Here is a 26,614-nt window from a genome sequence, read left to right on the forward strand (position 1 = left end):
CTATGCTAACTTTGTTATACTAATTGCTTACTACAGACGTTGAGTCTGTAACAGTTTCTGGAACTTCTTCTTCCAAAACATCTTCTTTTACAGCATCTGGATCAATCCAGATCTCACCTTGCGCCTCTTTAGGTTCTGCAGGAGTTGTACCTCCTAATGTAATCACATAACTTGCTACTTGCGCCATTTCTGCTGGTTTTAGGGTTTGCTTCCAGGCAACCATACCTTTCCCATCACGTCCACCTTCAGAAATAGTTTTGAATACATTTTTAATGCCTCCTCCCAAAATCCAATTTGGATCTGTTAGATTCGGACCGATTCCTCCTCCTCCATCTGCTTTGTGGCAAGCCACACAATTGGTCGTGAAAATTGCTTTACCAGCACTAATATCAGCAGCATCCGTTAGCAATACAACTGTATTTATATCCACAAGATCTTTGGCTGTTTTTTTATACGCTTCGATAGCGACCAAGGCCTCAGCTACTTCTGTTTCATACTCTTCCGTTTGGTTGTAATCATTAAATACATGAAAACGCACCAAATAGATCACTCCGAATAGAATGGTCGCATAAAAACCATACACCCACCAAGGCGGAAGGTTGTTATCCAGCTCCTTAATGCCATCATAATTGTGATCCAGAATAATTTCATCTTCTTCTGCTACTGGCGTACTATCCACTAATTTTAGATAGGTAGCTTTGATCCATCCAAACTGTTTGTCTTTTTTAATCTTCTGGCTTAGTACATAACGTTCTTGGGCTTCGGGTTTCAGAGATTTAAACAACACACTTCGTAATGCCTCTACACAAATCTCTATAGCGATCGCAAATAACAATACGATGCCTAACACTGCCCAACTAATTGGTACTGCAATAAATGCCGATTCTTCTCCAGAATCCACTGCCCATTCTATTAAAAAATAAGTGATCAATAGTAATGCAATGACTCTGATATAGGATACTGTACTTCTCATAGTATTAATTCGTTTTCATTTTCTGATTCGAATGGAATCTCGCTTACTTCTTTTATATGTTCCTTTTTTGCTGAAATTACCCACCAGAATAAGGCAGTAAAAAAGATGAAAAATATCAGTAGTGATATGATAGGATATATCTCTACGCCTTCGATACTTTCCATATGTCCTTTGATAAATTTAAACATGGTTTATTTCTTTAGTTTGAACTTGCAGTTTCGTTTTTAACTTTGATATCGGTTCCTAATCGCTGTATGTAGGCAATTAAGGCGATGACTTCTCTATCCCGCATCTCGATAAAATCCAATCCATTCTCCTTGGCGTATTTTTTATCCGCTTCATAAGTTTTGGCAAAATCCGGATCATCATACAGGTTTTTCTCGATCTGTGTTGCCTGTTCATCCATCCATTGTTGGGCTTTAGTAATCTCTTCTGGAGTGTAAGGAACCCCAAGAGTAACCATGGCTTCCATTTTGGTTTCTGTATCCGATCGATCGAGTTCATTTTTTAGCAACCATTTATAACTTGGCATAATAGAACCCGACGATGTACTCTGCGGATCATAGAAATGATTAAGGTGCCAATTATCCGAGTATTTGCCTCCGATACGCATTAGATCAGGTCCGGTTCGCTTACTCCCCCAAAGAAATGGGTGATCATAGACATACTCGCCAGCCTTAGAATATTCTCCATATCGTTCTACCTCACTACGGAAAGGACGAATCATCTGCGAATGACACGATACACAACTCTCTCTTATATATAGATCTCTACCTTCTAACTCTAGCGGTGTATACGGTTTTACACTCGTGATGGTAGGAATATTAGAATCGATCATTAGGGTGGGTACAATCTGTACGGCTCCTCCAATAAGTATCGCAATTGTAGCAAAAATCGTAAGCTTTACCGGTCTTCTTTCTAACCAAGTATGGTATCCTTCTTTTGCAGTTCTTTTGTTAGTTACTTTCGTTAATGGAGCAGCTTCTGCCAATTCATCTGTAACTGTATTACCAGCTTTTATTGTTTTAATCACATTATACAGCATGATAAACATCCCTAAGATGAACATACTACCACCAATTGCTCGCATCCAATACATCGGTATAATTTCGTTTACGGTTTCTAAAAAGTTACCGTATACCAAACTACCGTCTGGATTAAACTGTTTCCACATAGAAGCCTGAACAAACCCTGCCACATACATCGGCAATGCATACATAATAATACCCAAAGTACCAATCCAGAAATGTGCATTGGCCAATGCAGTAGACCACAATTTGGTTTTAAATATTTTAGGAATTAACCAATATGCCATCCCAAAGGTGAAGAAACCATTCCACGCTAATGCACCTACGTGTACGTGGGCAATCACCCAATCACTAAAATGTGCTATCGCGTTTACATTTTTTAAAGAAAGCATAGGTCCCTCGAACGTTGCCATCCCATATCCTGTGATCGCGACCACCATAAATTTTAATACTGGATCTGTACGTACTTTATCCCAGGCACCACGCAAGGTTAATAAGCCATTAATCATACCACCCCAAGATGGCGCGATTAGCATTATAGAAAAAGCAACACCTAAATTCTGCGCCCAATCCGGTAATGAAGAGTATAATAAATGGTGTGGTCCTGCCCAGATATAAATAAATATCAATGACCAAAAGTGCACAATCGATAATCGATAGGAATATACCGGCCTATTCGCCGCTTTTGGCACAAAATAATACATCAATCCTAAAAAAGGAGTGGTAAGAAAGAAGGCTACCGCATTATGTCCATACCACCATTGTACCAGCGCATCCTGTACACCTGCATAGACCGAATAACTTTTTAATGCACTTACGGGTAATTCTAAACTATTGAAAATATGAAGTACTGCCACAGTAACTACGGTGGCTAGATAAAACCATATGGCTACATATAAGTGTCGTTGTCTCCGTTTTAGAATGGTACCAATCAAATTCCAACCAAAAACTACCCAAACAATAGCGATAGCGATATCAAAAGGCCATTCTAATTCTGCATATTCCTTAGAAGTTGTATATCCTAACGGTAATGTAATTGCAGCGCCAACGATGATCAATTGCCAACACCAAAAATTAATGTTACTAAGCGTATCATTAAACATTCTGGTTTTTAGCAATCGCTGGGTAGAATAATACACTCCGGCAAAGATGGCATTACCCACAAAGGCAAAAATCACTGCATTGGTATGTAGTGGTCGTAAACGCCCAAAGCTTAACCAAGGAATCCCATCGGTAAGGTTAGGAAATAAAAACAGAAATGCCAGCAGCAATCCGACCGACATCCCTACAATACCCCAAAGCATGGTGGCGTATAAGAATTTTTTTACGATTTTATTATCGTAATAGAATTGTTCTATGTTCATATTATACGTGATTGTTATTAGTTGTTACTGAAGATTTTTCTTTGGATTCTGTAATCACCTCATCATCAAAAAGCATTCTGATCGCAGGTGTATAGGTATCATCGTATTGTCCTTTTTTTACAGAGAGAATAAAAGCCACAAAAAACACGATGGCAACGACAATACTAATGGTTAATAAAACATAAATAACACCCATAAGATTCTTATTAGGCTCCAAAAGTATGGGTGCATGTTTTCTTAAAAAATGACATTTATCAGGTTTTAGAAAGGTAGTTTATGGTAAGAACTAGAACCGTTAATAGCATCTCTTAATTTGGCACAGCAAAACAGCTATACGAACTATCTGAATTAGAATTTTGAATTTGGGGAATTTTTACTTTATTTTAGAAGCGGAAAACAAATAATTACAAATGCGTGTAATTAATTACAAACGGTACTATACGTAATAACTATACTCGCATGTTAGCTGCAAGTTAAAACAACACTATGCCAATATTTACAAAACAAGCTTTTTCATCACTGACAGAAAGACGAACGACTTCTCGAGGTAAGAATCTTTATACCGTTTTGAATGAAGCCAGAGTTGAATTAAAAACATCATCTAAAATTGGTGTTTTTTTATCTCATTCACATAAAGACAAAAGCCTTATTAAGGAGGCAATCGCTTTTTTTAAAGCAATAAATGTATCTGTATATGTTGATTGGATGGACGAAAGTATGCCTGAAAAAACAAGCGGTGTTACTGCAGTAAAAATTAAATCCAAAATTATTTCGAATGATAAATTCATTTTACTTGCAACAAATGATGCCGTAATTTCAAAATGGTGTAATTGGGAATTAGGAATAGGAGACACTTTTAAATTTTCAAAAGATAATCTAGCTATATTACCTCTTGCAGAAAATAGTGGTTCTTGGTATGGTAATGAATATCTTCAAATTTATCCACGTATCGAATCAGTAACTCAAGGAAATGATGGTATTTATGACAACATTTTTAGAATTAAATACCCAGACGGTTCACAGAAATGGTTAAGCGATTGGCTAAAAGAATAAACAATGGAGAATAAAAGAAAACATTTAGAATTTATACAATTAGTAATAACAAGAATGAATGTAAATTCATTCTTACTTAAAGGTTGGTCGGTTACATTAGTTGCCGCTTTATTTGCTTTTGCAGCCAAGGATTCAGATATAAGTTATGTAATAATCACCTATATATCTACACCAATATTTTGGTTATTGGACGCATATTATTTAAGCCTTGAAAGACAATACAGAGGACTTTACAACTCTGTGAAAAATAAAGAGGAAAAGGACATAGATTTTGATATGAACGCAAAACCGTTCGATAAAGGAAAAGACTCTTGGCTATCATCAATTTTTTCTGTAACTCAATTGTTTTTCTATGGTGGTTTGACAGCCATAACCTTAATAATAATGTATGTAATCAACTAATATGGCTAAAAGAGTATTTTTCAGTTTCCACCACGATGATGTAAAATCATTTAGAGCCAATGTAGTTAGACAACATTGGGTTACAAAGCCAAATAGAGAAGTTGCTGGATTTTTTGATGCTTCAATTTGGGAAAAAGCAAAGAAAGAAGGTTTTGCAGCCTTAAAACGTATGATTAATTCTGCTTTGAAAAATACTTCGAATACTTGCGTATTAATTGGAACAGAAACTTATAAAAGACCTTGGGTCAGGTACGAGATATTCAAATCATTTGTTCGAGGCAATCATATATTTGGTGTTCATATAAATGGAATAAAAGATAAAAATAAGGAGACTAAAAATCTTGGTAAAAACCCATTTAAATATTTAGGATATAGATACAATGATTCAGGAACACACATTACCTTTTTTGAATACTTAAACGGAAAATGGGTTGAATATAGCGCAGTGGAAAATAAATCGAAATTTAAATTAACTAAAGCCAAACCATCGAAAAAAAATGAATTTGTCCAGTTATCAGATGTACGAAAAACGTATAAATGGAATAAAGACAAAGGATATGAAAACTTCGGAACTTGGATAAAATAACCAGCAGCTAACATTATATATAGCAAATTGGGAGATTAGTGTTTAACCGAAAGGTTTTGTCTGTTTGCAAAGTCGCCAAATCTTTTGATTTGGTATTAAAAGAGAAAAATTAAAACAAAACGCAAAAGATTTGGCTTGTGGCTTAACCGAAATTAATCGCTTGTTTCCTGCCCAACTTGCCATATATTAAACGTTAGGTGCAAACAAAACTTGCAGAATGCTTTTTATTCGCCAAATCATTACTTTAATGATAATAGTTTATATCTCTATAAGTTTAACTTCTTGTAGATCGAAAAAAAGTGCTTATGAATTAAGTAATAGTGAATATTCCAGAATCTCAAATAGAAACAGTTCTATAAATATTATTGGAACATATGTATCAAAAGATACTCTCATATCAATTGACGAAAATTACAAGGACGAAATCACAACTGATCTTATAAAGTTTAATAAAAACAATACAGTTCAACTATCAAGAAGTCATAGTAATTATGAATCTAGTGAAAAAATCACTAATGATAACTTAACTGATTGGCTAGATAGTAAAGCTGAGTTTTATTATATAGCTAATAAATCTAGGGTGACAATTAAGAGATATGAAGGATCAGTTCGAAATACTCCTTTTTGGGCTTTGGGAGGACCTCCCGTTAGACCTTACAAAGCTTCCGTTGAATTTAAAATTAAAGGAGATACTCTAATTAAAAAAAAGAGAAAATTAGTGCGAGTGGATCATAAAACATATAAAATGTTCAAGTCTATGTATATCTTAAATAAAGACTTAAATAAAAATCATAAGTCAATTAAAACCGATTATAAAAAAGTCAGCTACTAACATTATATATGAAATCATAGCAAAGTTTAGTGCTAGATCTAAAGGTCATTTCTTTTTTGCAATGGCGCTAGATTTTTATAAATTGAATAAGAAATAAAAATGCGCAGATAGATCAATTGGCCCGGGTATGTTTACCTTGCTCCGATTCATAAATTTGGCGCTAACTTATCCTAAAAAAAATGAAACCACTTGAAACCGAAAGGATGATCCACTTTCTCTATCGGATGTCCATGTATGTCAGTAATGTGTCTAGAGACAATATCGTTTCCTTTATGCACGGAGCCGATTTCGGAAAATGTAGCGAACCACATTGGACCAAATTACTAAATGAATTTATCTTAATCGAATATAAAATTGAAGGACGAGCAATAGGGTGGTCATATCAAGTTGAATTGTTTAGTAAACAAGAAGGAATTGAATGGACTGAAGGATTCAAAAAACTGATGTTGGAGATGATCAATAAATCAGATAAAACACCAATAACTAATAAAACGAAAAACTGGATACACAAGTTAGAGAATAACAATACACAAACCCTTTAGTCTTCATTATAATCAAAAGACGAGCTACTATATTTAAAATTAAACTTCTTTGACATAGCTTTACATTTTATACAGCAAAATATCTATAAAATTATCTGAATTAGAATTTTGAATTTGGGGAATTTTTACTTTATTTTAGAAACGAAAAACAAATAATTACAAATGCGTGTAATTAATTACAAACAGTACTATACGTAATAACTATACTCGCATGTTGGCAAACATATACCAAAACCGATGAAAGAATGGACTGAAATTCCAGATATTGAACTCTTTTCTGATGGAGGTGCTGAACCAAACCCAGGAAAAGGTGGTTTTGGAGTAATATTATCATATAAAGGAAAACAAAAAGAATTTTTTAAAGGTTATGAATTAACTACCAATAACCGAATGGAATTAATGGGAGTGATTTTCGGACTTGAACAATTAAAGACCAAATCTAATGTTCAAGTTTTTACAGATTCCAAATATGTGATTAATGGAATAACAAAAGGTTGGGCTGAAAAGTGGAAAAAAAACGGGTGGAAAAGAAAAAAGAATGTTCCTGCAATAAATAGTGATTTATGGGACAGATTATTAAATGCAATATCCAAACATAATGTTGAATTTAATTGGGTTAAAGGTCATTCAGGACACACAGAAAATGAACGATGTGATACGCTCGCAAATAATGGAATAAATTCAAACGAACTTATCGAGGACGTTGGATATGAACCTAATGAAGTCGATACTGACCAAAGTTCATCTGCCAATACAACATTTACCCAAAAAAGCAAGGTAAAAATAGAAAACGTAGGAGATGAATGTCGAAAATGTGGAGAACCTGTAATTAAGAAATCACCGAAAAAGAAAAAAGTTAAAGCAAATCAATCATATTATTTTGAATACTATCTATTTTGTCCTTCTTGTAAAACAATGTATTTCACTGAGGATGGAAAAAGAGAAATCGAAAACGAAAATAAACTTTTTGAATAAAAAAATACGATTTGCCAACAATGGCTATAGTTAATACGGGTTTTGGTACTTAATCCAAAGTTTAGAGCTTTTAACCAAGTCCGCCAAATCTTTTGATTTGGCTTTAAAAATGAAAAAATAAAACAAAATAAAAAGTTTTGGCTAAGTGCTTAATCGAAAGTTAATTACTTTTAATTCCCGTACTAAACATAGCCGAGACGTTAGCAGTAATCGAAAAATCGACAACATATCCAAAAATCGTGAACTCTATAAAAAATTATTTTTTAGTATACGTTATTTAAAATAAAACTTTATATGCGACTAATCATTGTTATTATAGTGTGTATCTGTTGTTTCAGTTGTAAAAACCAAACAATAGTAAAAAACGAAGTACAAGACCAAGCATTAGAAAAAAGAGTTAGACCTGTGCATGATACAATTGGTTTCACAAAATATAATTGGCAATTAGACTCTATTTATAACCGTTTAGGCATTAAGGATTCTAAAAATAGTATGCAATGGAAAGCAGCGGTAAGTCCACATGACGATTACAAATACGCTGGACGTTTGTATTACGAATCACTTAAAGGAATTAATGCTAACACTATTATTCTCGTTGGTGTTGCTCATCGCGCTCGAAACTTTAATCTTCAAGACAAAATCATTTTTGGAGATTTTACACATTGGGAATCTCCTTATGGTGATTTAAAAGTGTCTGATATAAACTCTGAAATTATTGAGCAACTTCCAAAATATTCATACCTGGTTCATAACGATATGCAAGAACTAGAACATTCTTTAGAAGCAATTGTACCCTTTTTACATCGGAAAAATAAAAATCTAGAAATTATCCCAATACTTGTACCCTATATAAATTATTCATTGATTGATGTCATAGGTAATGACCTTTCTATTGTGGTGTCAAAAATTTTAAAAGAAAAGAATCTTGCCTATGGAAAAGATGTAGCAGTTGTCATTTCTAACGATGCCGTTCATTATGGTAATGAAGAATGGGGTAGAGATTTAGCCCCTTTTGGAGTTGATGATAAAGGCACTAAAAAAGCTAGAGCTATAGATATGGAGATTATCGAGAAGTGTTTAGTAAACGAAATTAGTAATGAAAAAATAAAAACGTTTACAGAATACACCGTGCAAACTAATGATTATAAAGAATACAAATGGGTTTGGTGTGGTCGTTATTCTGTACCTTTTGGAGTGAGTTTTGCAAATAAATTAAATCAGGCATTACATAATAAACCGTTACAAGGAACTTTTTTAGATTATCAATCGAGTATAGATCATGAGCTTATAACAGTAGAAGACTTAGGAATGGGAACTACAGCTATCGCAACTCAAAAACACTGGGTCGCTTATGCGAGTATCAAATATGAATAGATCTGTAATTCTTGATGGTGTTAAAATTAGAAAAGAAGTCGTAAAGAAAATTCCACAACACAATTTAATTACGACCATGAAAGAATCGTCTATTTGAGCAGACAAGTAATGCATATTAAATCGAAATAAACAATAAAAACAGCTGTATGGTACTGTTGATAATCTAGTCAAAGGTAGAAATTCAGCAGTTTTAATTGCCGTACTAACCATAGCCGAGAGCCACCCTCCATAATAACCAAAAGCCCAGCTACTACATTAAAAATTTACACTTCTTTGACATGGTTTTACATTTTATACAGCAAAAGAGCTATAAAAAGTATTTAATTTTGAATTTGGAGAAATTTTTTAAAAATGGACCGAAAATGAGAAAAAATAAAATAGTTAACATCAACCAATAAAAAATGAGCCATAGACTATTCATAATACTTTTATTTTTTATGTTTCGACTATCGTGGTCTCAACACTGTGAGTATAAAACTCGAATAATAGAAGATGAACTACAAGGTAGGTATGAGTTTATTGACAGCGCAGCTTACGAAAAACATAAAAAAATTGCAGAAAAGTTCATAGATTTCACTCCTGCCAATGAACAGAAAATAATAACCACCTATCCCAAAACATTTAAACTCAACGATTCTTGTTACACCTTTAATAAAAAGTTTACTTATAGTACTACCAATTACAGAAGAATACTAAAAGCATGTAATATAAACGGTAGTGTCCCCAAAGAATCATTAGGCTACCAGTTTAAGGGTATTTATTTTAATCATGTACTGATAGAAGTATCTGGTTATGAGCACTGGGGGTATCTTTCGGTTGACTTAGAGAATGAAGAGACCCTTTATACCTTAGGCAAACCATTAAGTTCGAAAGGAAAAACAGCCATTTCTTATTCAAACTATTATAGCGAGGAAGAAATTACGATAACTGATCTAAAAATAAACAAACAATACACTATAGGTATAGAAGATCTGGTAACAGCAGAATCTTATGTAATAAAGGATGTATATTACTTAAAACTTACATCCAACATGCGTCCTAATTGCTACAAAAAAATAAAATATTTAAAATTGCAATTAACTGATCAATAGATATAAAAATGAAAAAGTAAGGTAACATTTTACCGCGAGATGATACATACACTAAACATTGCCAAAAATATGAAAAGATATATTTCATTAATAGCTATATTGACTATCGTAAGTGCCTTTTCTCAGGAAAAAAAAACAATATTTCAACCCGAATTTGCTTCTTTCACCATCCAATGTGAAAAAATTGGACGAACTATAGTTGATAAAAATAGTATCTCTGATGTCACTGAATGGTACGAAGGTGAAAAACTACAAGAAACAATCTCCAAAATTTCTAAACTAGAGTCTGATATAAATGCCTCTCCTCTTAAAGTTACTTATTACTTAGTTCTTATAAATGAAGAACGCCCGGTGTACACATTTCATTTTTTTAATAAAGAAACTAAAGAGGAATTTGGACAATTATTCCTGCTTTTCAAGAATAGAGATAATGTTTTGATAGATGAAATACGATTAGTGGATAAAACTGGATTGGAAAAAATCAAATCTGAATCCGAAAAAGATTCTGAGTTCAAAAATATTCCTCTACCTCCTCCACCGCCACCGATTATAAAAAATTAAAACGTATGATAATAATATATATGCGATAATAGTAGATTCTTAATCAATCCAAAGGTTCGTATATATTTGCAAAGGCGCAATGATTATTAAATAAAAAACACTAATCAATACGCAGAAAACGTCTGCGGTTAGGTAACAATTTGAGCAGCTAGGACACATATATTAAACGTTAGCTAAAATTATGAAAAACACACTTTATTTTATAATCTTAATTCAACTATTAAGTTGTAAAACCGATGTAGATTTAAAAAAAAATGAGGATTCAACAACTTATGAAAAATCTACTGAAATAAAGGAATTAAATAATAACATTAAATATGTTATAGCTAAGTCAGGACTTAATTTCAGAAAAAAACCTAAAGGTAAAATCATTGGAAAATTTGAATTTGGAGAAAAAGTAGAAGTAGTAAAAAAAACTAATATATTCGAAAGTATTACTGATGAAAATAAACAGATAAAAGGAGAATGGTTAGGCGTACTAACAAAAAATCAATCAAATGTTAAATATGTTTTTGGTGGTTTTTTAGCAAATAGAAAAGAGTTTGAAATAATTGGTAAAGACTTCTTAAATCTCATCTCTTCAGATTATGAAGTAGAATATAAGACAGAAGGAGATTTAAATGGCGATAAAATAAATGATATTGCGATAGTTGTAAAAAGAAAAGTAAACTTTAACGGTAATCGAGATGTTATTATCTTATTAAAGGATAATAATAACATCTATAGACTAGATAAAATCTCTAAAACTGTTTTTCCTTCAAAATACTATTCTGACTCAAGTGAATCTTATGAAAACAGCTACGATATAGAGGATATAACTATAGCGAATAATGAACTAATAATAGAATTATATGGAGTAGGTGTAGTAGGAAATAATGTATCTAAATTTAAGTATTTTGGAAAAAAATTGCTTTTAACTAATATCGAAGTTTCCGCCAATGGTGCTGGAGAACATTACAAATCAAACTATAATGTAATTAATGGTGAAATAATTACAGAAATAACTAATCTTTTAAATGAAAATATATCTACGGAAACTACAACAAAACAAATTGAAAAAAAAGAATATAAGTTTGAAGATTCTAATCCTAGAAATATAAATTATTAAAACTATTGCCAACAATGGTTATAATTAATACGGGGTTGGCCGTTTAAGGCATATAAGCTAACTCTGTCAAATTTTTAATTTGGCTTTAAAAGCAGAAAAGGTAAATCAAAATATAAAAATTTGGCTCGGTGTTAAATCCAAAATGTAGTATCTTTTTACACGCTACGATTTTATACACTAGCCGCTAGCATTAATATAAAACTGAATGGAAAACGAATTTCTAGAAGTTATGTCCCAACAGACTGACGAACAGCTAATAAAAATATTGACTGTAGAAAGAGAAAAATACAATCCCCTCGCAATCGAGGCAGCTGAATCAGAAATAAAAAAGCGGAATATTGATACTTCGGACTTTGAACAAATTAGAGAAAAAGTTGTTGTCGAAAAAGAACAAATGGAAAAAGTTAATTCTAACGTTGTTGGTTCCGGAATTCGATTTGTAAATTTTTTAATTGACTTCATTGTATGGTTAATTCTAGCATTTATTGTAAGTTTTGTAATTGAACTTTTCATTCAACCTACTGACCAAGGAATGATTTCTCTAATTGGCTACATTTTGATTTTTGGAACATTTATCGCTTACTATGCGATAATGGAAATAAAATTCCAGAAAACTATTGGGAAATTTGTTACAAAAACAAGAGTTATAAAAATGAACGGAGAAAAACCCACGAATGGTGATATTATTATCCGAACTTTTTGCCGACTTATACCATTTGATAGACTCTCTTTTCTATTTGTAAAAAATGGAATTCATGATTATTTATCGAAAACAAATGTGATTAAAGACTCTGCAGAATAAAAGACTAATGCTAATATTATATATATGATCATAGCAGTAAAATGATCAATCGAATGGTTGTTGTATTTTTGATAAGACGCAACGCTTTCAGAAAGTAAAAGTTAGCAACCAATGCGCAGAAAATGTAGATAGTTAGGTTACACTTTGCCTTCCTACAGCACATAAATTAAACGTTAGCAATAATTAAAAATGAAGTTTGAAGAAATAATAACTGACAGATTAATTTTAAGAAAATTTACTCAAGAAAGTTTTGATTCTATCTATTCTGATATGTCTCAGGATGAACAATTAGTTATTCTTGGCTTAAATTCGATTGAAAAATTAGTGGAAGAAAAAGAAAAGTATAAAAAAGGCCTTTCTACACATAATAAGAAATTCCTTTACCATCAATTAATTGATAAAAAAACAGCTGCGATTATTGGTTGGTGTGGATTTCATACTTGGTACACTGACCACAATAGAGCAGAAATAGGATATGGACTGTTTGATGATAACTATAAAAATAAAGGCATTATGTCAGAAGCAATAGTATCAATTGTTAATTATGGGTTTAACAATATGAACTTAGAAAGAATAGAGGCATTTGTAAGCCCAAATAACACGCCTTCGATAAAGCTGCTAAAAAGAATGAAATTCGAGAAAGAAGGCTTTTTAAAACATCATTATTTTGATAATAATAAAATGGATGATTCAATAGTTTTTGCGCTATTGAAATCTGAATATAAATAACAATTACCAACTACACGCATAGTTTATTACTTGATGGTTTTTAAAATCTATCAAGAAAATTCTAGCGAATTTCTTAATCACAGTCTCTTTTTATTATCTTGGTTCTTATAGCAACTAACCATACACAAGACCGCTACCATCCATTCCAGAGCATTATTGGAATAAAAAACTAGTTTATTTTTTTGAGTTTATTTTAAACTTTAAGAATGAAAAGTCACAAAAAAGAAGTCTACACGCTATATCTCTCAATTTTATTAAAAAAAACCTCTGAACTGAATTAAAATCAAAACAGAATAGTCAGCTAAAGAAACGCTACTCATTCGATAAATATTAACAAAATCGCAACAACATTTATATAATTTATTAAATGCTTAAATTAGTCCCAAACTCAAATTGTATTGACAAATGAATAAACTTAATCCCTCCATAAAACATCACTTATTGATAGGGGTATTTATAGGAATTTGGATGTTCTGTTTTGTTTACTTTATAAAACCATTTGAGATTGAATTCTTTTCGAATACCAATTGGGTAGGCCTCGGAATTGGGTTTTCATTTCTTACATTTTTGTGTTACGGTATTGTAGCTGTGATACAAAACAGGGTCTATAAAAAGATATTGAGATGGAATGTTTTTTTTGAAATTATAACGATTCTATGTTTATGCTTGATTTTGAATATTGTTTTCTATAAGTATTCTAAAAGTTCAATTATAAATAGTGTCTATAATTTTTCTTTCTTTTCTTTTCTATTTGCTAAGACATCTATTGTATTAGTCCCGTTATTAATATTCTCTAGACTATATGTCGTAAGACTTATCCCTCCTAAAGAGATCCTACTCACTATACGAGGTGATAATAAACTAGATATTCTTAAAGTATACCCTTCAGATTTAGTAAGTGCATCTAGCTCTCAAAACTATGTAGAGATTTTCTATTTAGATAATGGAGAGTTAAGTTCAAAACTCATTCGTTCTTCATTAAAAAAGTTGCATCAAGAGATCCCTTTTTTAGTACAAGTGCATCGTTCTCACTTTATAAATCCAACACATTTTAAGTCGTGGAAAAACCAAAATACGATTTTCCTTACCCAAATGGAGGTTAGTGTTTCTAAAAATTATAAAGATAGTATTCTAGCCTTATAATTTTCGTACCTGAAAAATCATCTTTCGTACCAAGCCCATATTATTTAATGGTTTGAAGCTTTTTTAAATGTATTTTTATCCCGTTATACTATTATTAACGATTCTTCAAAAAAGCTTCATAAATGAAAAACATATCATTATTACTCGTTCTTATAAGCATACATTTTCAGAGCAATGCTCAGTTTTGTAAAAACGAAAAAAATGAAATAGTTATTGGAATCACAGATTCTTTATATTCTCATGTACTTAAAGAACAACGTGATATTTGGGTACATCTTCCTGAAGAAATAGAAGAAGGAAAAAAATATCCTATAATATATGTATTGAATTCTCCACGGCATTTTTATCCCGTTACAGGCATGTTAAAACTATTAGAAGATTTTGATATCCCAAAGTCTATTGTTGTGGGAATTACTAATACAGATAGCACTAGAGATTTTACTCCTACAAATGTTCTTGTAGGTCGTCAGGGACATTCTGTTGAAACTTCTGGTGGCGCTTCTAATTTTCTAGAATTTATGCAGTGCGAACTTGCTCCATATCTTGAAAATAAATACCCTGCAGATAAAATGAGCACCATTTTAGGGCATTCGCTAGGAGGTCTTTTTACGATATATGCCTATGTAAATCATCCAGATGTTTTTGACAATTATCTAGCTATAGACCCCAGTCTTTGGTGGGATAAAGAAAATCTAATCAAGAAATCTAAAAAGTTACTTAAAAAAGATAATTATCAAAACAAATCATTACATCTTGCTGTAGCAAATAGTTATAACGTAGACACTGTTAAAGTGAGGAGAATGGATGATGAACCCACGGAAGGGTTAAGAGCCAATCTTAAGTTTCACGATATACTGGTAGAAAATCAAAACCATCTTGAAACATCATGGAAGTATTATCCAGAAGAAGATCACGGAGGTATCGTAACACTGGGGATGTACAATGGTTTGCGATCTGTATATAAATGGTATAAGTTCAAAGAAAGATGGCGTTTTAACACTCCAAAAAGATATAGTAAAGAAGAGCTAACACAACCTTTTTATACTCACTTTAATAAACTTAGTATTCGGTTTAAACGTGATATGAAACCAAAATGGGAATTTGCAAATGATTTAGGATTTTTCATGTTAGACGTACACGATTTACCTAAAAAAGCCAAAGCCTATCTGGATATTAACCTACATTTTTATCCAGGAGAATCTAGAAGTTATGTAGCAATGGGTGATTTTTACTCAAAAACAAAGGAAAAGAAAAAAGCCATAGAACAATATCAAAAAGCTATTGAAATAGATGGCAATAAAGATGCTAAAAAAAAGCTCAAAAAATTAACTAAATGAAAATTGAGCCCTCTGGAAAATACAGTCGTCTAGGTAACTAAAAACACAAAAAATGCTAAGGTATTCTAGGATAATTTGAACTTGAAAAATCAACAAAATGGCAACACAGTATAAAATTAATTGCTAGTGCTGGTCTACTTATTAAAATTCTTACGAATTTTATATGCTGTTTGTTTTTAACTAAATTAGTTGCTGAAACACGCTACGTTTCATATACTAGAACATTTTGTATAATTAAGAAATTTAACCGACCTTAATTGGAGAAAACAATACATATAATTCGGCAACCCTATGAAGAACCATATCACATAAATTTGATTTTTAGAGCATCTAATGGCCAGAGTACTGGAGAACTTGAAATTTATGACAACGCTGAACAGCTTAAGGAATTAGCAGATGCTCTTGAAGGTTTTCCATTTAATGGGACAAAAACATTTCTTTGGGAATTAGGTTCGGAAAAACCAAAAGACAATTTCGCATTCTATTTCAAATGCGAATTTTCTTTATTAAAACACTCAAGTGACTGTATTGTCCGGATTAGATTAAACAATAATAAAAATTCTTTATCGGAATTTAATATCCAATGTTACACTACTGAACTAAACAAATTAGGACAATTATTTCGTGAGTTTTCAAAATTAAAAAAGAAGACTCTTACTTGGTATGGGTTCGATGGCGAAGTGAAATAAATAACTACATGCAACAAGGTGTAAAAAACATAGCTAATCAGTGCTAAACCGAAAGATTTGCGATTATTTACAAAGATGTTCAAATTTTTAAATTTAGCTTTTAGAATAGAAAAATTAAAAATAAACCATAATGAAAACAACTTTTAACGTGTTATTTTTATTCTTCTTAACTGTTTTTAGTACTAAATCTTTTTCACAGAAGATGATTGAATCTTACGAACCAGTAAAAAATGATAGTTTAAGAGTTGGAATAGGAGAAAATGATTTTTTGCCTTTTATTCAAAAAGGTTATACTCTAATGCTTCCTGAAAATAAGGAAATAAAAGGTGTACTTATTTTTCTCGAAGATTCAAGGTATGACAAAAAAAACCACAGCTCAAAGCAGATGTATACGCCAGCAACGAAACAAGACTTTGCGGTATTATCTGTTTCAACCGAAATTCCACTTGATTTCTATTTTTCTAAATCATCTATGAATTCTACACATAATCTAATTAAAGAAGTGTTTAATAAACATAATTTACCTAATGAAAACATTTTCTTTTTAGGAGCAAGTTTAGTTGGACATAGAGCGATGCGATATATTAAATTCGTGAAAGAGAGTGACTTCAAATTTAAACTTAAAATAGAAGGTATTGTTATCTGTAATTTCACAATGGATTTTACAAGAAAATGGTATCAACATAAACGTGATATCAGAATTAATCGAATTGATCTTTGGGAACCAAAATTTATAAATTATCTATTAGAAAAATACTTGGAAGGAACACCAAAAACTAATCCCAAAAATTATCACAACTTCTCATCTTACAGTTACTTTGATGAAAAAAATGAAAATGTTAAGATTTACAATGAATATGGAGTTCGAGCATATATAGAACCTGCAATAAAATATAAACTGACAAAACAACTAAGAACATTATACGATAATAATTCGACAGATATAGTTGGCTTTTTAGCTGAATTGAAACTAGCAGGAAATAAAAATACCGAATTAATTGTATTACAACCCGAGGACAACCCATCATCAAAAAAGAATACTCAATCAACTTGGGATGCAATAAATAAAGATGAACTTATGGATTGGATTCAAAAGCAAACGGAAAAATAACTACCTACAACAGCGTGTATAAAAGATAGCTAGTAAGTACTTAATCTAAAGGTTGAGAATAATTAACTTTCTGAAAAAATAAAATATGGCAACAATCAATACGTATTTAAGCTTTATGGGTAATACTGAAAAAGCATTTAATTTTTACAAATCAGTATTTGGTACTGAATTCGTTGGTGGAATAAGACGCTTTGGGGATATGCCTGATAATGATTTAATGTCGGAAGAGGATAAACGAAAAATAATGCATGTTGGTTTACCAATAGGGCCTGGAAATTTACTTATGGGGACTGATCTACTTGAATCCAAGGGACAATCGCTAACATTCGGGAATAATTATTATATATCTATTAGCCCAGAGAGTAAAGAAGAAGCTGTAAAATTATTTAATGGGCTTTCATCAGGAGGAACGATAATATCACCACTAGAAGATACATTTTGGGGTGCATACTTTGGGTCATTTACAGATAAATTCGGAGTGCAATGGATGGTAAATTATCTTAAACAATAAAAAACCAAGCACAACAACATCTGTAATTTATTGTGGTGAAATTTCCTGAATGGGAATTCTTATCTTGCAATAAAGAGCTTGATTATCTCGATATAGTTCTCGTAGATAATTCTGCAACGAAACAATAGCCCACCTATTAAATATACATCTTAAATAAAAATAATTTATGCCACATTTTGTAATTGACTGTTCTCAAAATATTATAAAAACAAAATCACCAAAAAAAATTATCCAAAAAGTATACGATACCGCAGAATCAACTGACCTTTTTGATAAGGGAGATATTAAAGTAAGAATCAATCCTTTTGAATATTACAATATCGGGAATACTGAAGATGATTTTATTCACATCTTCGCTAATATTATGGAAGGACGAACCATTTCTCAAAAAAAGAATTTATCGAGAAAGATTATTACTGAATTGAAATTAATGTTCCCTAACGTCCCGATTATTTCAATCAATATTAGGGATTTTGAAAAAGCAACGTACTGCAACAAATCAATGGTGTAAAACTAAAAATGTAAAACCATTAGTAACATCATATATGAAATATAGTGCTTATCCTCTGCCCTACGTTTCTTATACGAGACGTTGGCGGTCACATAAAAACTCAAATGAAAATAACAAAAGAAAAACTTGATAAAGATCTAGACATTGAAGGATCATATAAAATAATCGTAACACTCAATACTAAAAAAATCGATTTAAGACTAGATCCTGATGATGCAACAATTGAAGAAACAATAGTATTAGCAAACAAGCTTTTAGAGAATTTCGAATTCTATGAAAAAAAAGCAAAGGATGCTATTGTCAGAGATTTTTTGGACAACTATAATGAAAATTGGGCGGATGAAAAAAATGGGCATCCACAATTGGAGGAACAAGGATTTAGGAATAATTTAGAATTAAATGGAATTAATTTTTTATCAAAAGATTCTATTGATGTTTTTTACAATGAAAATGGAATGTTTGGAAATCACTCCTTGATTGCACAATCATTTGATGGAGAAAATTTTGACGACTCAACAATGTATGGATAAAAATGAACAGATAAATCAATTGGTTCAGGTATGTTTGCTTTGATTTGATTTATATATTTGGCATTGTACATAAGCTAAAAAACAAAGTAATAGATTAAAAGTTTTAATGAAAACAATAATTAACTCTTTGAAAAACTATATTAGTTTTTCAAATTTTTGGGTTAGAAATACCCTTATAATTGTATTAATTTCTATTGTATTAAACCATCTTTTTGAACCGAAAAATTTCCCTTTTAACAAAGGTTATGAATTTCCTCTATTTCCTATAACGGTTTCAATTATTGGAGGAAGTCTAATGATTATTATCGCTCGTTTCAATTTTATATATTTTAAAAACAAATACTTCACAAAACAAATTAACACACAACTACTTTTACGTTTTCTGTTTTCAACTTTAGGCTATATTACCATACTATACCTCTTCTTCTATTATGGTTTAAACGGTTTGATTAATGGAATTGAATCATACAGTATGTATCATTTACTAACAGGACTTTCACTATCTCTACTAATTTGCACTCTCGGAATTGCTCTTTTATTTTCAACTGATATTTATAAGCTTCACAAACTTATTTCCATAAAAGGCACAATTAAAGTTCAACAAGGAGGAAAAATAACCTTAGTTAACTATGCTGAAATTGCCTTTATACATAGTGAAAACAAAATAGTGTATATTGTAAAAACTGATGGAACCTCAATTATTACGGATTTTACCCTTAATGAAATTGAAAATGAAGTCAGTGAACAAAGCTTCTATAGAGCTAATAGACAAACCATACTTCATGTCCGCTCTATCGAGCAAGTGCAGTCCATAGAAAATGGCAAATTATCTGTACTAATAAAACCAATAATTTCTGATAAAAAAGCTTTTCAAATAAATATCAGTAGATATAAAAAGCAAGAATTCATGAATTGGTTTAAGGGTAAACTATAAAATACAATGATCATTTAGCTGTTATTTTGATACCATTCGGAAAAAACGAGTTGTACATCCCTCTGTAACCTACATTATCGTTCTTTGTTATATTTTATACCTATCAGGATATTTCCAAATGATTATAGCAGCTTTATTACTATTAATAGCGAGTGCAATAGAATACAAAAAAGATTTTTTTACCTCTTTAGGTTTTCAACGTAAAAGAATAAATATAAAAAGTTTATTAATCATAGCTCCTCTATTAGCAATAATTATATTCCTATTCAATGGCTATGTATTGATGCCAATCATCACCTATCTTACTGAACAATCTATAGATTATTCTGAATTCGAACGCTACAAAGGAAACTTGCCAGTTATATTAACCTTCCTTGTTTTTGTTTGGTTATCCGCAGCATTTGCTGAAGAAATTGTATTTAGAGGGTACTTAATGAAACAGTTTACTAAAAAGGATAAAGGCAAAATATGTAAATTTGATTTAGTAATAATTCAAAATCTAGTGCTTATCATCAGCTATAAGCCCCTATTAAGATAGATTTTAGCTGATTAATGAGCAATCATAATTCATGAAAGATAGCATAGAAAATATTATTTTTTCACGGTTCGTTAACCAACCTATTCCTTTTGAATTCATATCCATCGAAGAATTATATAGACGTTGTAAAGAAAGTAACTATGACTTATCAAATCCACATAGAATCAAATTTAATGCATTGATATTAATTACAGAAGGCGAAAGTTTTCATACTATTGACTTCAAAGAAGAAGTTTTATCTCCAGGTGTAATTTTACCTCTAACTAAAGACCAAGTTCATTCTTTTAATAAAGACCTGACTGTTAAAGGATATGTTATTTCTTTTGAAGAAAACTTTATTACTGAAAATATAAGTGAAAAGAATCTATTTCATTTTCTACATATTTATCACACACCAAGTATTTTGATTGGAAAAGAGAATATAGCAACCTTGAAACCTCTGCTACAACTTCTTGAAAATCTACATTTAGAATCTAATGATATTATGAAGGCAGAAATTATCAATTCCGTTTTTATAGCGTTACTATTTCAAATAAAACGTCTTTCCATTTATCAGCACAAAACATTTGAAAGTAAGCGATTCAAAGATTTTATTCAGTTTAAACATTTAATTACAAAGCACTACCACGAAAGCCATAATGTAAAAGATTATGCGAAAAAATTAACTGTGTCTTATAAATATTTAAATGATATTTGTAAACAGATTGGTCATAAAACAGCCAAAGCTTTCTTAGATAGTTGGTTATTACTTGAAGCCAAACGAAATATTTCTGAAAACAAATATACTTCTCAAGAAATAGCCTATAAAATGGGTTTTAAAGAGCCTTCGAACTTCATTCGGTTTTTTAAAAAATTCACAAATCTAACTCCGAATCAATTTCAACAGAAATTAGAAAAAACTACTCACAGTTAGATATTGACTATTTGTTTGAAAACATAGATTATCAAATTTCCAGTGTTTGACAGGATATTTGTACCAACAAAAATGGTATAAATATGACATTGCAAGAACAGCTAAAACAAATGCGGAATGCTACTATGGAAAGAATGCCGCAGTCGATAATTAAAGTCTTTACTAATAGTATTGATAATATTAGAAAAAATCACTTAAAAGAAAATGCACACCAAGTAGGAGACAATGTTACAGACATGAGTCTTCAAAATATCAATGGAGACCATTTATTACTAAGTGATTTTATAAAAAAGGAATTTCTAATTCTAAATTTTTACAGAGGTGGTTGGTGCCCTTATTGTAACATGGAATTACGGGAATATGAAAACTTACGGAAAAGTTTTAATGCATTAGGTGTTGACATTGTCGGGATAAGTGCTGAAATACCAGAATTGGCGAACCAGACAATTACTAAAAATGCACTTTCGTTTCCTGTCTTAACAGATATTGATGCCAAGTTAATGAAAGCGACCGGTATCATTTTTAAACTTGATGAGGCGTCCAAAAAGGAATTTCAAAATTTCGGAATGGATTTTACCAAAATTCACGGAAATAACAATTTCGAATTACCAGTTCCTGCAGTTTATGTAATTGATAAAAAAATGGAAGTTGTATTTGTTCATTTCGAAGAAGACTATATGACACGTCTGGAACCAATGGAACTCTTAAACATTTTAAAAACGAATATAATCCCCGAAAAACTTTAATATTATGAAAACAGATAAAATTATTTACTGGATTTCAACCGGAATACTTAGTGCATTATTTATGTTTAGTTCGATGATGTATATCTTTAATTACCCAAGAATCGAAGGTTTTTTTATAAACCTCGGATTTCCAATTTGGATTATCTACCCATTAGCAATTTTAAAAACATTTGGAGTCTTAGCCATACTTACCAAAAAAAACAACTTTTTAAAAGAACTCGCTTACGCAGGGTTTCTATTTGATGTAATACTTGCTTTAAGTGCTCATATAATGGTCAATGACAGAGAATTTATGCCCTCTGTAATTGCTATAATCGCAACTATTCTCTCATGGATTTATGATAGAAAAGTATTCGGAAAATATACTCAAACCTTTACTAAATCTTAAAAAAAATGAATACTCAAACAAAACAAGGAATAAAAAAAACGATTGAGAGTTTAATAGAAACTGCTACAACTTTCGATATTGAAAAATTAGATTCGATCTATCACGATAATATGCAAGTTATAATGATTGATGCATCTGGACAAACAATGATTTCTAATAAGCAAACGTTCAAAGATTTATTTCAATCTAAACTCGATAATGGTGATGAACCGCTAAATACTTGGGCTGAATTCTACCACATTGAGTCTAACCAAAACAATGGTCATGCAATATTAAAACGAAAAGTTAACTTAACTGGAGTTGAGCAAAAAATAGCTCTTAGTATTGATTTAATTTGGGAGGATAATCGTTGGCAAGTAACTAGAGAAGTTATTTTTACAGAATTTGAATGATAACCTAATTAATAACGGTTTAAGTAATTACTCAAACCGTTATTTTATTAAATAAAGTATATTGTGATATAGAAAGCAGTTGCAATAATTTTGCTACTACTCATATATAAAATCGTTAGTAATAATTTAAGGCAATCTGACAATCATAATTTTTCTAGTTTAGCAAAACCTACTGTCTTTCTATAATTATCCGGAGAAACACCTACCTTCTTTTTAAAAAATCTACTAAAATAAAATTCATCATCATAACCAAGATTAGCTGCAATTTGTTTCAAAGGTTTAGAGGTTAAATAGAGTTCACGTTTAGCCTCTATAACGATTCTATTAGAAATTAATTTACTAGGTGTTTGCTGCAAATATTTTTTTACAATTCCTGCCAATGTCTTAGTGCTAACGCACAAAAAATCTGCATATTCACTAGGAGAATGTAACTCAAAATAATTTTTCTCAATAGCATCAACTAAATTTTGTAATATTTCGGATTGACCATCAGAAAATTTTGGCACCGTATCTTTATCGAATTGTTTTTTCTGTCTAACTGCTTCTATTAAAAAAACCTTTAAAAAAGCGACAAGAACTTCATGTTGAGCAATAGAATCACTATCCATCTCCTTTGAAATTTGATCTATGAGATTTAAAAATAATGCTTCTTCAGAAATTTTAAAATGTGGTAATCCAAAAAAGTTATTAAAAAGAATACCCTCTGTTTCGATCTCATTTTGATGTCTATATGTGCAGAAAAAATCTGGATGAAAATTTAATAACCATCCTGAACAAGGTTCTTCAGAAGAAATCATAAAAGGTTGATAAGGCGACAAGCAAATCATCTGGTTTCCTTGTAATTCACAAATAGAAAGATCTACACTTAACTTATAATTGTTTCCTTTTAGTAAAACAATAGAATAATAATTTTTTCTCTGTAAATGATCAAATTGATTAAGATCATCAAACCTTTCTAGTCTAAAGGCTAGTTCTCCATTTTGCTTATCAATAATAATTTGAGCCATAACAGTCTATACCTTTTTTTAGTATTACTTATTAAAAAGAAAGGAGTGTTTGCTACACTCCTTTCTAAAGATAACAATTATTTCGAAGCTAAAATGTCTATTTTCTGAATTGCAGATGCTTCAAAACCATCTAAAAGAACAGGAGCATTTTCCATAAGTCCTGCTGTAACTTTCCCTGTTAAATGAGCATCTCTACCTGAATCATCTGTAAAAGTATCAAAGATTGCATATGTAGTAACATCTATTTTTATAGCATACCAAGATAAAGTCTTTGTTTCATCACTAACTAATTGTTTACCAACATTAAGGAAGTTTTCAACATCGGTTGTCTTTGTGCCTTTAGATTTCATGATAACAAGCAAACCTTTGTTTTGTAATCCAGATTTATGATTAGATGCTAATACATCTATTGTTTGAATATCTGTGCTTGGATTAAAATTCTCTAATAATTCATTTGCATTTGCTAACAATGCCTTCGCAACTTCACCTGTTAAATGTGCTTCTCTTCCTTCTTCTACTTCAAAAGTATCATAGATTCCAAAGGTGTTTTTATCAACCTGAAAGGCAAACCAAGATACTGTTTGAGGTTCTTGATTCACTAATCCTAATCCACCAAGCAAGAAATTTTTAACGTCTTGTTCTTTTCCTGGTTTTGCTTTCATAGTTACTAATAATCCGATAGTTTCATTTTTTTTGTTGTTCATAATGTTTATGATTTTAGATTTTGAAAATGTTTGAATTGTAAACCCTAGTAAAAAAACTAGGATAGAAAATTTTAATGGAACTTTAGTTTTCATTTTTTCTTGTTTTTTTGTTACAGTGCAAATTTGAGATGAAACAAGGGACTCTGGAATGGATGTTTATTACTAAAGCATGGACAATTTTCAAAAAAGCATTGTTATTGAGTCCAGTTCACATATAAAAAAGTGTATAGTTAATCGCTTATTCTCTTTGTACTCGAAAAACTCTACAGGGTTTCCTCTAGTTCGTTTTCTTTTGCTAACTTAGATCTTAACCCCAGAAACTAAGTAAACACCGAATGTATTAGTAAAAATTTAAGAGAGACTGAAAGAACAACTAACTCAAACTAAATCACGGGATAAAAATTTATGTAAAGCAATATTCAAAATAAACTTAAATTGGAACACAAAGAATCACATACTCTAATTCTTAATAATATCGCTAGGTTTATTGATTTAACCGAATTAGAAAAGCAAAAATATCTTTCGTTACTTACAGAAATAAAAGTTAAAAAGAAGGCATTTTTAATGCAGGCTGGTGATCTTACTAAATATGAGTATTTTATAATAAAAGGTTGTTTAAAGGTTTATACATTAGATGAAGATGGTGCTCCTCATATATCCATGTTTGCAGTAGAGGATTATTGGACTGGCGATATGGCTAGTTTTATGACCAAAAAACCAACACGTTATTTTATTAAAGCTACAGAGAATTCAGAATTATTAGGTATTTCTAGAGCAAATTATGATTTGCTTTTTCAGGAAATTCCAAAATTCGAAAAGTTTTATCGCATATTATATCAAAAGTCACTCATAAGTTATATACAACGTTCTAATCATGGAATATCTTTAACCGCTGAGGAAAGATATATTCAATTCAAAAAGAAATATCCAAAAATTGTCAATAGAATTACTCAGAAAGACCTAGCAGGTTATATTGGGATTACACCAGAGTTTATGAGTAAAATTATTACTAAAGTCAATAAAATGTAAAAGTCTTAAACTAGTTCATTTTTTTTCAGGTGCTTCTATCGGAATTTTGAAGCATGAAAAACATAATACTCATTACCAGCTTTTTAGTCTTTGGCTTTGAAAACTATTTGCAAGCACAATTCACACAAATAGAATTGTTTTCTGGTTTTGATAAAACAGATTTTATAGTATATACAAGTTATGCTATTAATAAGAGTGAGACTTTTAGTATTAGTACACTAGCTTTCTTTCAGAAATTTAAAGACAAGGAAAATCACAGTTTTAATGAGATAGGTGTTCAACCAACATTATTTTGGAATGTTAATACGCATATCTCATTAGGATCATCCTTATATTATAATAGTTTCTCTGGTTATTCGGAACGTTTCTCAGTAAAATTTACATTAAAAAATTCTCGAGTATTATTTATAATCATTCCTACCGTTGCTCATTCTGAACAAACGAATGACGGCTATGCTGAAGCCTTCGCACAGTTTCAATTAAACACATTAATAAATGGTAAAATTTCTCTCTGGTTAAACGGACAATTTTTAACCGTATGGGATCAATTCGAAAGGCATTCAAGAAGTTTTCAGCAACTACGCGCAGGTGTGTCATTCTACGGACATCAGTTTGGTATTGGTTTGGACTTTGACCAGTATGGACAGAAACCTATAGAAAAATCATCTTTCGGTGTGTATTACAAAAAAAAATTATAGACAATTTTAAATC

General features: G+C 31.0%; 33 protein-coding genes. 27 read left to right on the forward strand and 6 right to left on the reverse strand.

Annotation, left to right across the window (positions count from 1 at the left end; all coding sequences use genetic code 11):
- Window positions 1–19: 19 nt before the first annotated feature.
- Genes BMY33_RS08095 through ccoS form a run of 4 tightly spaced genes read right to left on the reverse strand, consistent with a single transcriptional unit; the run spans window position 20 to window position 3,561 of the window.
- Window positions 20–973 (reverse strand): cbb3-type cytochrome c oxidase N-terminal domain-containing protein, encoded by a 954-nt coding sequence (locus BMY33_RS08095; protein WP_091407394.1) that lies wholly within the window; start codon window positions 971–973, stop codon window positions 20–22.
- Window positions 970–1,161, reverse strand: a complete 192-nt coding sequence (locus BMY33_RS08100; RefSeq protein ID WP_091407395.1) for a CcoQ/FixQ family Cbb3-type cytochrome c oxidase assembly chaperone — start codon at window positions 1,159–1,161, stop codon at window positions 970–972. The genes BMY33_RS08095 and BMY33_RS08100 overlap by 4 nt, the downstream gene beginning before the upstream one ends.
- An 11-nt stretch (window positions 1,162–1,172) precedes the next feature.
- The gene (ccoN, locus tag BMY33_RS08105; protein WP_091407397.1) at window positions 1,173–3,365 is read right to left on the reverse strand and encodes a cytochrome-c oxidase, cbb3-type subunit I; all 2,193 of its coding nucleotides are present in this window, start codon (window positions 3,363–3,365) and stop codon (window positions 1,173–1,175) included.
- Window position 3,366: 1 nt separating this feature from the next.
- Entirely contained in the window at window positions 3,367–3,561 is a 195-nt protein-coding gene (gene ccoS / locus BMY33_RS08110) for a cbb3-type cytochrome oxidase assembly protein CcoS (RefSeq protein WP_027395788.1), read from the reverse strand.
- A 290-nt stretch (window positions 3,562–3,851) separates the two neighbouring features.
- On the opposite strand from ccoS, the gene BMY33_RS08115 reads away from it, so the two are divergent.
- From BMY33_RS08115 to BMY33_RS08235, 25 genes are all read left to right on the forward strand, one after another.
- A complete protein-coding gene (locus tag BMY33_RS08115; protein WP_091407399.1) occupies window positions 3,852–4,418 on the forward strand; it encodes a TIR domain-containing protein in 567 nt (188 codons plus the stop codon).
- Window positions 4,419–4,421: 3 nt separating this feature from the next.
- Window positions 4,422–4,820, forward strand: a complete 399-nt coding sequence (locus BMY33_RS08120) for a hypothetical protein (protein WP_091407401.1) — start codon at window positions 4,422–4,424, stop codon at window positions 4,818–4,820.
- Window position 4,821: 1 nt separating this feature from the next.
- Window positions 4,822–5,406, forward strand: coding sequence for a TIR domain-containing protein (locus BMY33_RS08125; protein ID WP_091407403.1), 585 nt, complete (start codon window positions 4,822–4,824; stop codon window positions 5,404–5,406).
- 247 nt (window positions 5,407–5,653) lie between these two features.
- A complete protein-coding gene (locus BMY33_RS08130) occupies window positions 5,654–6,238 on the forward strand; it encodes a hypothetical protein (RefSeq protein WP_139195613.1) in 585 nt (194 codons plus the stop codon).
- A gap of 179 nt (window positions 6,239–6,417) precedes the next feature.
- Entirely contained in the window at window positions 6,418–6,780 is a 363-nt protein-coding gene (locus BMY33_RS08135) for a hypothetical protein (protein ID WP_091407406.1), read from the forward strand.
- Window positions 6,781–7,017: 237 nt separating this feature from the next.
- Window positions 7,018–7,755, forward strand: coding sequence for a ribonuclease HI (rnhA, locus tag BMY33_RS08140; protein WP_170837039.1), 738 nt, complete (start codon window positions 7,018–7,020; stop codon window positions 7,753–7,755).
- Between the two features lie 294 nt (window positions 7,756–8,049).
- Window positions 8,050–9,129, forward strand: coding sequence for an AmmeMemoRadiSam system protein B (amrB, locus tag BMY33_RS08145; RefSeq protein WP_091407407.1), 1,080 nt, complete (start codon window positions 8,050–8,052; stop codon window positions 9,127–9,129).
- A 437-nt stretch (window positions 9,130–9,566) separates the two neighbouring features.
- On the forward strand, window positions 9,567–10,220 hold the full coding sequence (locus BMY33_RS08150) for a hypothetical protein (protein WP_139195614.1): 654 nt from the start codon (window positions 9,567–9,569) through the stop codon (window positions 10,218–10,220).
- 69 nt (window positions 10,221–10,289) lie between these two features.
- Window positions 10,290–10,781 carry a hypothetical protein gene (locus BMY33_RS08155; protein WP_091407411.1) on the forward strand — a complete coding sequence of 164 codons (492 nt, stop codon included), beginning with the start codon at window positions 10,290–10,292 and terminating at the stop codon, window positions 10,779–10,781.
- A 181-nt stretch (window positions 10,782–10,962) separates the two neighbouring features.
- Window positions 10,963–11,889: an SH3 domain-containing protein gene (locus BMY33_RS08160; RefSeq protein WP_091407413.1), complete on the forward strand. Its 927-nt coding sequence runs from the start codon at window positions 10,963–10,965 to the stop codon at window positions 11,887–11,889.
- A gap of 205 nt (window positions 11,890–12,094) precedes the next feature.
- Window positions 12,095–12,691 (forward strand): RDD family protein, encoded by a 597-nt coding sequence (locus BMY33_RS08165; protein WP_091407414.1) that lies wholly within the window; start codon window positions 12,095–12,097, stop codon window positions 12,689–12,691.
- A gap of 189 nt (window positions 12,692–12,880) precedes the next feature.
- Entirely contained in the window at window positions 12,881–13,420 is a 540-nt protein-coding gene (locus tag BMY33_RS08170) for a GNAT family N-acetyltransferase (RefSeq protein ID WP_091407415.1), read from the forward strand.
- A 405-nt stretch (window positions 13,421–13,825) separates the two neighbouring features.
- Window positions 13,826–14,563, forward strand: a complete 738-nt coding sequence (locus BMY33_RS08175; RefSeq protein WP_091407416.1) for a LytTR family DNA-binding domain-containing protein — start codon at window positions 13,826–13,828, stop codon at window positions 14,561–14,563.
- Between the two features lie 122 nt (window positions 14,564–14,685).
- A complete protein-coding gene (locus BMY33_RS08180) occupies window positions 14,686–15,900 on the forward strand; it encodes an alpha/beta hydrolase-fold protein (protein WP_091407417.1) in 1,215 nt (404 codons plus the stop codon).
- A 257-nt stretch (window positions 15,901–16,157) separates the two neighbouring features.
- Window positions 16,158–16,589, forward strand: a complete 432-nt coding sequence (locus BMY33_RS08185) for a hypothetical protein (protein WP_091407419.1) — start codon at window positions 16,158–16,160, stop codon at window positions 16,587–16,589.
- Window positions 16,590–16,719: 130 nt separating this feature from the next.
- Complete coding sequence (locus tag BMY33_RS08190) at window positions 16,720–17,700, forward strand: hypothetical protein (RefSeq protein WP_091407421.1); 981 nt, start codon at window positions 16,720–16,722, stop codon at window positions 17,698–17,700.
- Window positions 17,701–17,785: 85 nt separating this feature from the next.
- Window positions 17,786–18,211 carry a VOC family protein gene (locus BMY33_RS08195; protein ID WP_091407423.1) on the forward strand — a complete coding sequence of 142 codons (426 nt, stop codon included), beginning with the start codon at window positions 17,786–17,788 and terminating at the stop codon, window positions 18,209–18,211.
- Window positions 18,212–18,377: 166 nt separating this feature from the next.
- Window positions 18,378–18,722 carry a 5-carboxymethyl-2-hydroxymuconate Delta-isomerase gene (locus BMY33_RS08200; RefSeq protein ID WP_091407424.1) on the forward strand — a complete coding sequence of 115 codons (345 nt, stop codon included), beginning with the start codon at window positions 18,378–18,380 and terminating at the stop codon, window positions 18,720–18,722.
- 104 nt (window positions 18,723–18,826) lie between these two features.
- Complete coding sequence (locus BMY33_RS08205; RefSeq protein ID WP_091407426.1) at window positions 18,827–19,252, forward strand: DUF2262 domain-containing protein; 426 nt, start codon at window positions 18,827–18,829, stop codon at window positions 19,250–19,252.
- 106 nt (window positions 19,253–19,358) lie between these two features.
- A complete protein-coding gene (locus BMY33_RS08210; protein ID WP_091407427.1) occupies window positions 19,359–20,186 on the forward strand; it encodes a LytR/AlgR family response regulator transcription factor in 828 nt (275 codons plus the stop codon).
- Window positions 20,187–20,304: 118 nt separating this feature from the next.
- Window positions 20,305–20,724, forward strand: a complete 420-nt coding sequence (locus BMY33_RS08215) for a CPBP family intramembrane glutamic endopeptidase (protein WP_091407429.1) — start codon at window positions 20,305–20,307, stop codon at window positions 20,722–20,724.
- A 31-nt stretch (window positions 20,725–20,755) separates the two neighbouring features.
- Window positions 20,756–21,637: a helix-turn-helix domain-containing protein gene (locus BMY33_RS08220; protein ID WP_091407430.1), complete on the forward strand. Its 882-nt coding sequence runs from the start codon at window positions 20,756–20,758 to the stop codon at window positions 21,635–21,637.
- An 83-nt stretch (window positions 21,638–21,720) separates the two neighbouring features.
- The gene (locus tag BMY33_RS08225) at window positions 21,721–22,383 is read left to right on the forward strand and encodes a peroxiredoxin-like family protein (RefSeq protein WP_091407432.1); all 663 of its coding nucleotides are present in this window, start codon (window positions 21,721–21,723) and stop codon (window positions 22,381–22,383) included.
- A 4-nt stretch (window positions 22,384–22,387) separates the two neighbouring features.
- Window positions 22,388–22,771: a DoxX family protein gene (locus BMY33_RS08230; protein ID WP_091407434.1), complete on the forward strand. Its 384-nt coding sequence runs from the start codon at window positions 22,388–22,390 to the stop codon at window positions 22,769–22,771.
- A 5-nt stretch (window positions 22,772–22,776) separates the two neighbouring features.
- Window positions 22,777–23,163 (forward strand): hypothetical protein, encoded by a 387-nt coding sequence (locus tag BMY33_RS08235; protein ID WP_091407435.1) that lies wholly within the window; start codon window positions 22,777–22,779, stop codon window positions 23,161–23,163.
- Window positions 23,164–23,306: 143 nt separating this feature from the next.
- On the opposite strand, the gene BMY33_RS08240 is transcribed toward BMY33_RS08235, so the two are convergent.
- Both BMY33_RS08240 and BMY33_RS23675 read right to left on the reverse strand, forming a co-directional pair.
- Window positions 23,307–24,170 carry a helix-turn-helix domain-containing protein gene (locus tag BMY33_RS08240; RefSeq protein WP_091407437.1) on the reverse strand — a complete coding sequence of 288 codons (864 nt, stop codon included), beginning with the start codon at window positions 24,168–24,170 and terminating at the stop codon, window positions 23,307–23,309.
- Window positions 24,171–24,247: 77 nt separating this feature from the next.
- The gene (locus BMY33_RS23675) at window positions 24,248–24,874 is read right to left on the reverse strand and encodes a putative quinol monooxygenase (protein ID WP_211482385.1); all 627 of its coding nucleotides are present in this window, start codon (window positions 24,872–24,874) and stop codon (window positions 24,248–24,250) included.
- A gap of 435 nt (window positions 24,875–25,309) precedes the next feature.
- On the opposite strand from BMY33_RS23675, the gene BMY33_RS08250 reads away from it, so the two are divergent.
- Entirely contained in the window at window positions 25,310–25,903 is a 594-nt protein-coding gene (locus BMY33_RS08250; RefSeq protein ID WP_091407438.1) for a Crp/Fnr family transcriptional regulator, read from the forward strand.
- Between the two features lie 53 nt (window positions 25,904–25,956).
- Window positions 25,957–26,601: a hypothetical protein gene (locus BMY33_RS08255; protein ID WP_091407440.1), complete on the forward strand. Its 645-nt coding sequence runs from the start codon at window positions 25,957–25,959 to the stop codon at window positions 26,599–26,601.
- Window positions 26,602–26,614 lie beyond the last annotated feature (13 nt).

The sequence above is a fragment of the Aquimarina amphilecti genome, assembly GCF_900109375.1.
Classification (GTDB): Bacteria; Bacteroidota; Bacteroidia; order Flavobacteriales; family Flavobacteriaceae; genus Aquimarina; species Aquimarina amphilecti.

Coding starts and splice junctions, on each gene's coding strand:
- BMY33_RS08095 (WP_091407394.1), bottom strand. CDS start 973: ATGAGAAGTACAGTATCCTATATCAGAGTCATTGCATTACTATTGATC.
- BMY33_RS08100 (WP_091407395.1), bottom strand. CDS start 1,161: ATGTTTAAATTTATCAAAGGACATATGGAAAGTATCGAAGGCGTAGAG.
- ccoN (WP_091407397.1), bottom strand. CDS start 3,365: ATGAACATAGAACAATTCTATTACGATAATAAAATCGTAAAAAAATTC.
- ccoS (WP_027395788.1), bottom strand. CDS start 3,561: ATGGGTGTTATTTATGTTTTATTAACCATTAGTATTGTCGTTGCCATC.
- BMY33_RS08115 (WP_091407399.1), top strand. CDS start 3,852: ATGCCAATATTTACAAAACAAGCTTTTTCATCACTGACAGAAAGACGA.
- BMY33_RS08120 (WP_091407401.1), top strand. CDS start 4,422: ATGGAGAATAAAAGAAAACATTTAGAATTTATACAATTAGTAATAACA.
- BMY33_RS08125 (WP_091407403.1), top strand. CDS start 4,822: ATGGCTAAAAGAGTATTTTTCAGTTTCCACCACGATGATGTAAAATCA.
- BMY33_RS08130 (WP_139195613.1), top strand. CDS start 5,654: ATGATAATAGTTTATATCTCTATAAGTTTAACTTCTTGTAGATCGAAA.
- BMY33_RS08135 (WP_091407406.1), top strand. CDS start 6,418: ATGAAACCACTTGAAACCGAAAGGATGATCCACTTTCTCTATCGGATG.
- rnhA (WP_170837039.1), top strand. CDS start 7,018: ATGAAAGAATGGACTGAAATTCCAGATATTGAACTCTTTTCTGATGGA.
- amrB (WP_091407407.1), top strand. CDS start 8,050: ATGCGACTAATCATTGTTATTATAGTGTGTATCTGTTGTTTCAGTTGT.
- BMY33_RS08150 (WP_139195614.1), top strand. CDS start 9,567: ATGTTTCGACTATCGTGGTCTCAACACTGTGAGTATAAAACTCGAATA.
- BMY33_RS08155 (WP_091407411.1), top strand. CDS start 10,290: ATGAAAAGATATATTTCATTAATAGCTATATTGACTATCGTAAGTGCC.
- BMY33_RS08160 (WP_091407413.1), top strand. CDS start 10,963: ATGAAAAACACACTTTATTTTATAATCTTAATTCAACTATTAAGTTGT.
- BMY33_RS08165 (WP_091407414.1), top strand. CDS start 12,095: ATGGAAAACGAATTTCTAGAAGTTATGTCCCAACAGACTGACGAACAG.
- BMY33_RS08170 (WP_091407415.1), top strand. CDS start 12,881: ATGAAGTTTGAAGAAATAATAACTGACAGATTAATTTTAAGAAAATTT.
- BMY33_RS08175 (WP_091407416.1), top strand. CDS start 13,826: ATGAATAAACTTAATCCCTCCATAAAACATCACTTATTGATAGGGGTA.
- BMY33_RS08180 (WP_091407417.1), top strand. CDS start 14,686: ATGAAAAACATATCATTATTACTCGTTCTTATAAGCATACATTTTCAG.
- BMY33_RS08190 (WP_091407421.1), top strand. CDS start 16,720: ATGAAAACAACTTTTAACGTGTTATTTTTATTCTTCTTAACTGTTTTT.
- BMY33_RS08195 (WP_091407423.1), top strand. CDS start 17,786: ATGGCAACAATCAATACGTATTTAAGCTTTATGGGTAATACTGAAAAA.
- BMY33_RS08200 (WP_091407424.1), top strand. CDS start 18,378: ATGCCACATTTTGTAATTGACTGTTCTCAAAATATTATAAAAACAAAA.
- BMY33_RS08205 (WP_091407426.1), top strand. CDS start 18,827: ATGAAAATAACAAAAGAAAAACTTGATAAAGATCTAGACATTGAAGGA.
- BMY33_RS08210 (WP_091407427.1), top strand. CDS start 19,359: ATGAAAACAATAATTAACTCTTTGAAAAACTATATTAGTTTTTCAAAT.
- BMY33_RS08215 (WP_091407429.1), top strand. CDS start 20,305: ATGATTATAGCAGCTTTATTACTATTAATAGCGAGTGCAATAGAATAC.
- BMY33_RS08220 (WP_091407430.1), top strand. CDS start 20,756: ATGAAAGATAGCATAGAAAATATTATTTTTTCACGGTTCGTTAACCAA.
- BMY33_RS08225 (WP_091407432.1), top strand. CDS start 21,721: ATGACATTGCAAGAACAGCTAAAACAAATGCGGAATGCTACTATGGAA.
- BMY33_RS08230 (WP_091407434.1), top strand. CDS start 22,388: ATGAAAACAGATAAAATTATTTACTGGATTTCAACCGGAATACTTAGT.
- BMY33_RS08235 (WP_091407435.1), top strand. CDS start 22,777: ATGAATACTCAAACAAAACAAGGAATAAAAAAAACGATTGAGAGTTTA.
- BMY33_RS08240 (WP_091407437.1), bottom strand. CDS start 24,170: ATGGCTCAAATTATTATTGATAAGCAAAATGGAGAACTAGCCTTTAGA.
- BMY33_RS23675 (WP_211482385.1), bottom strand. CDS start 24,874: ATGAACAACAAAAAAAATGAAACTATCGGATTATTAGTAACTATGAAA.
- BMY33_RS08255 (WP_091407440.1), top strand. CDS start 25,957: ATGAAAAACATAATACTCATTACCAGCTTTTTAGTCTTTGGCTTTGAA.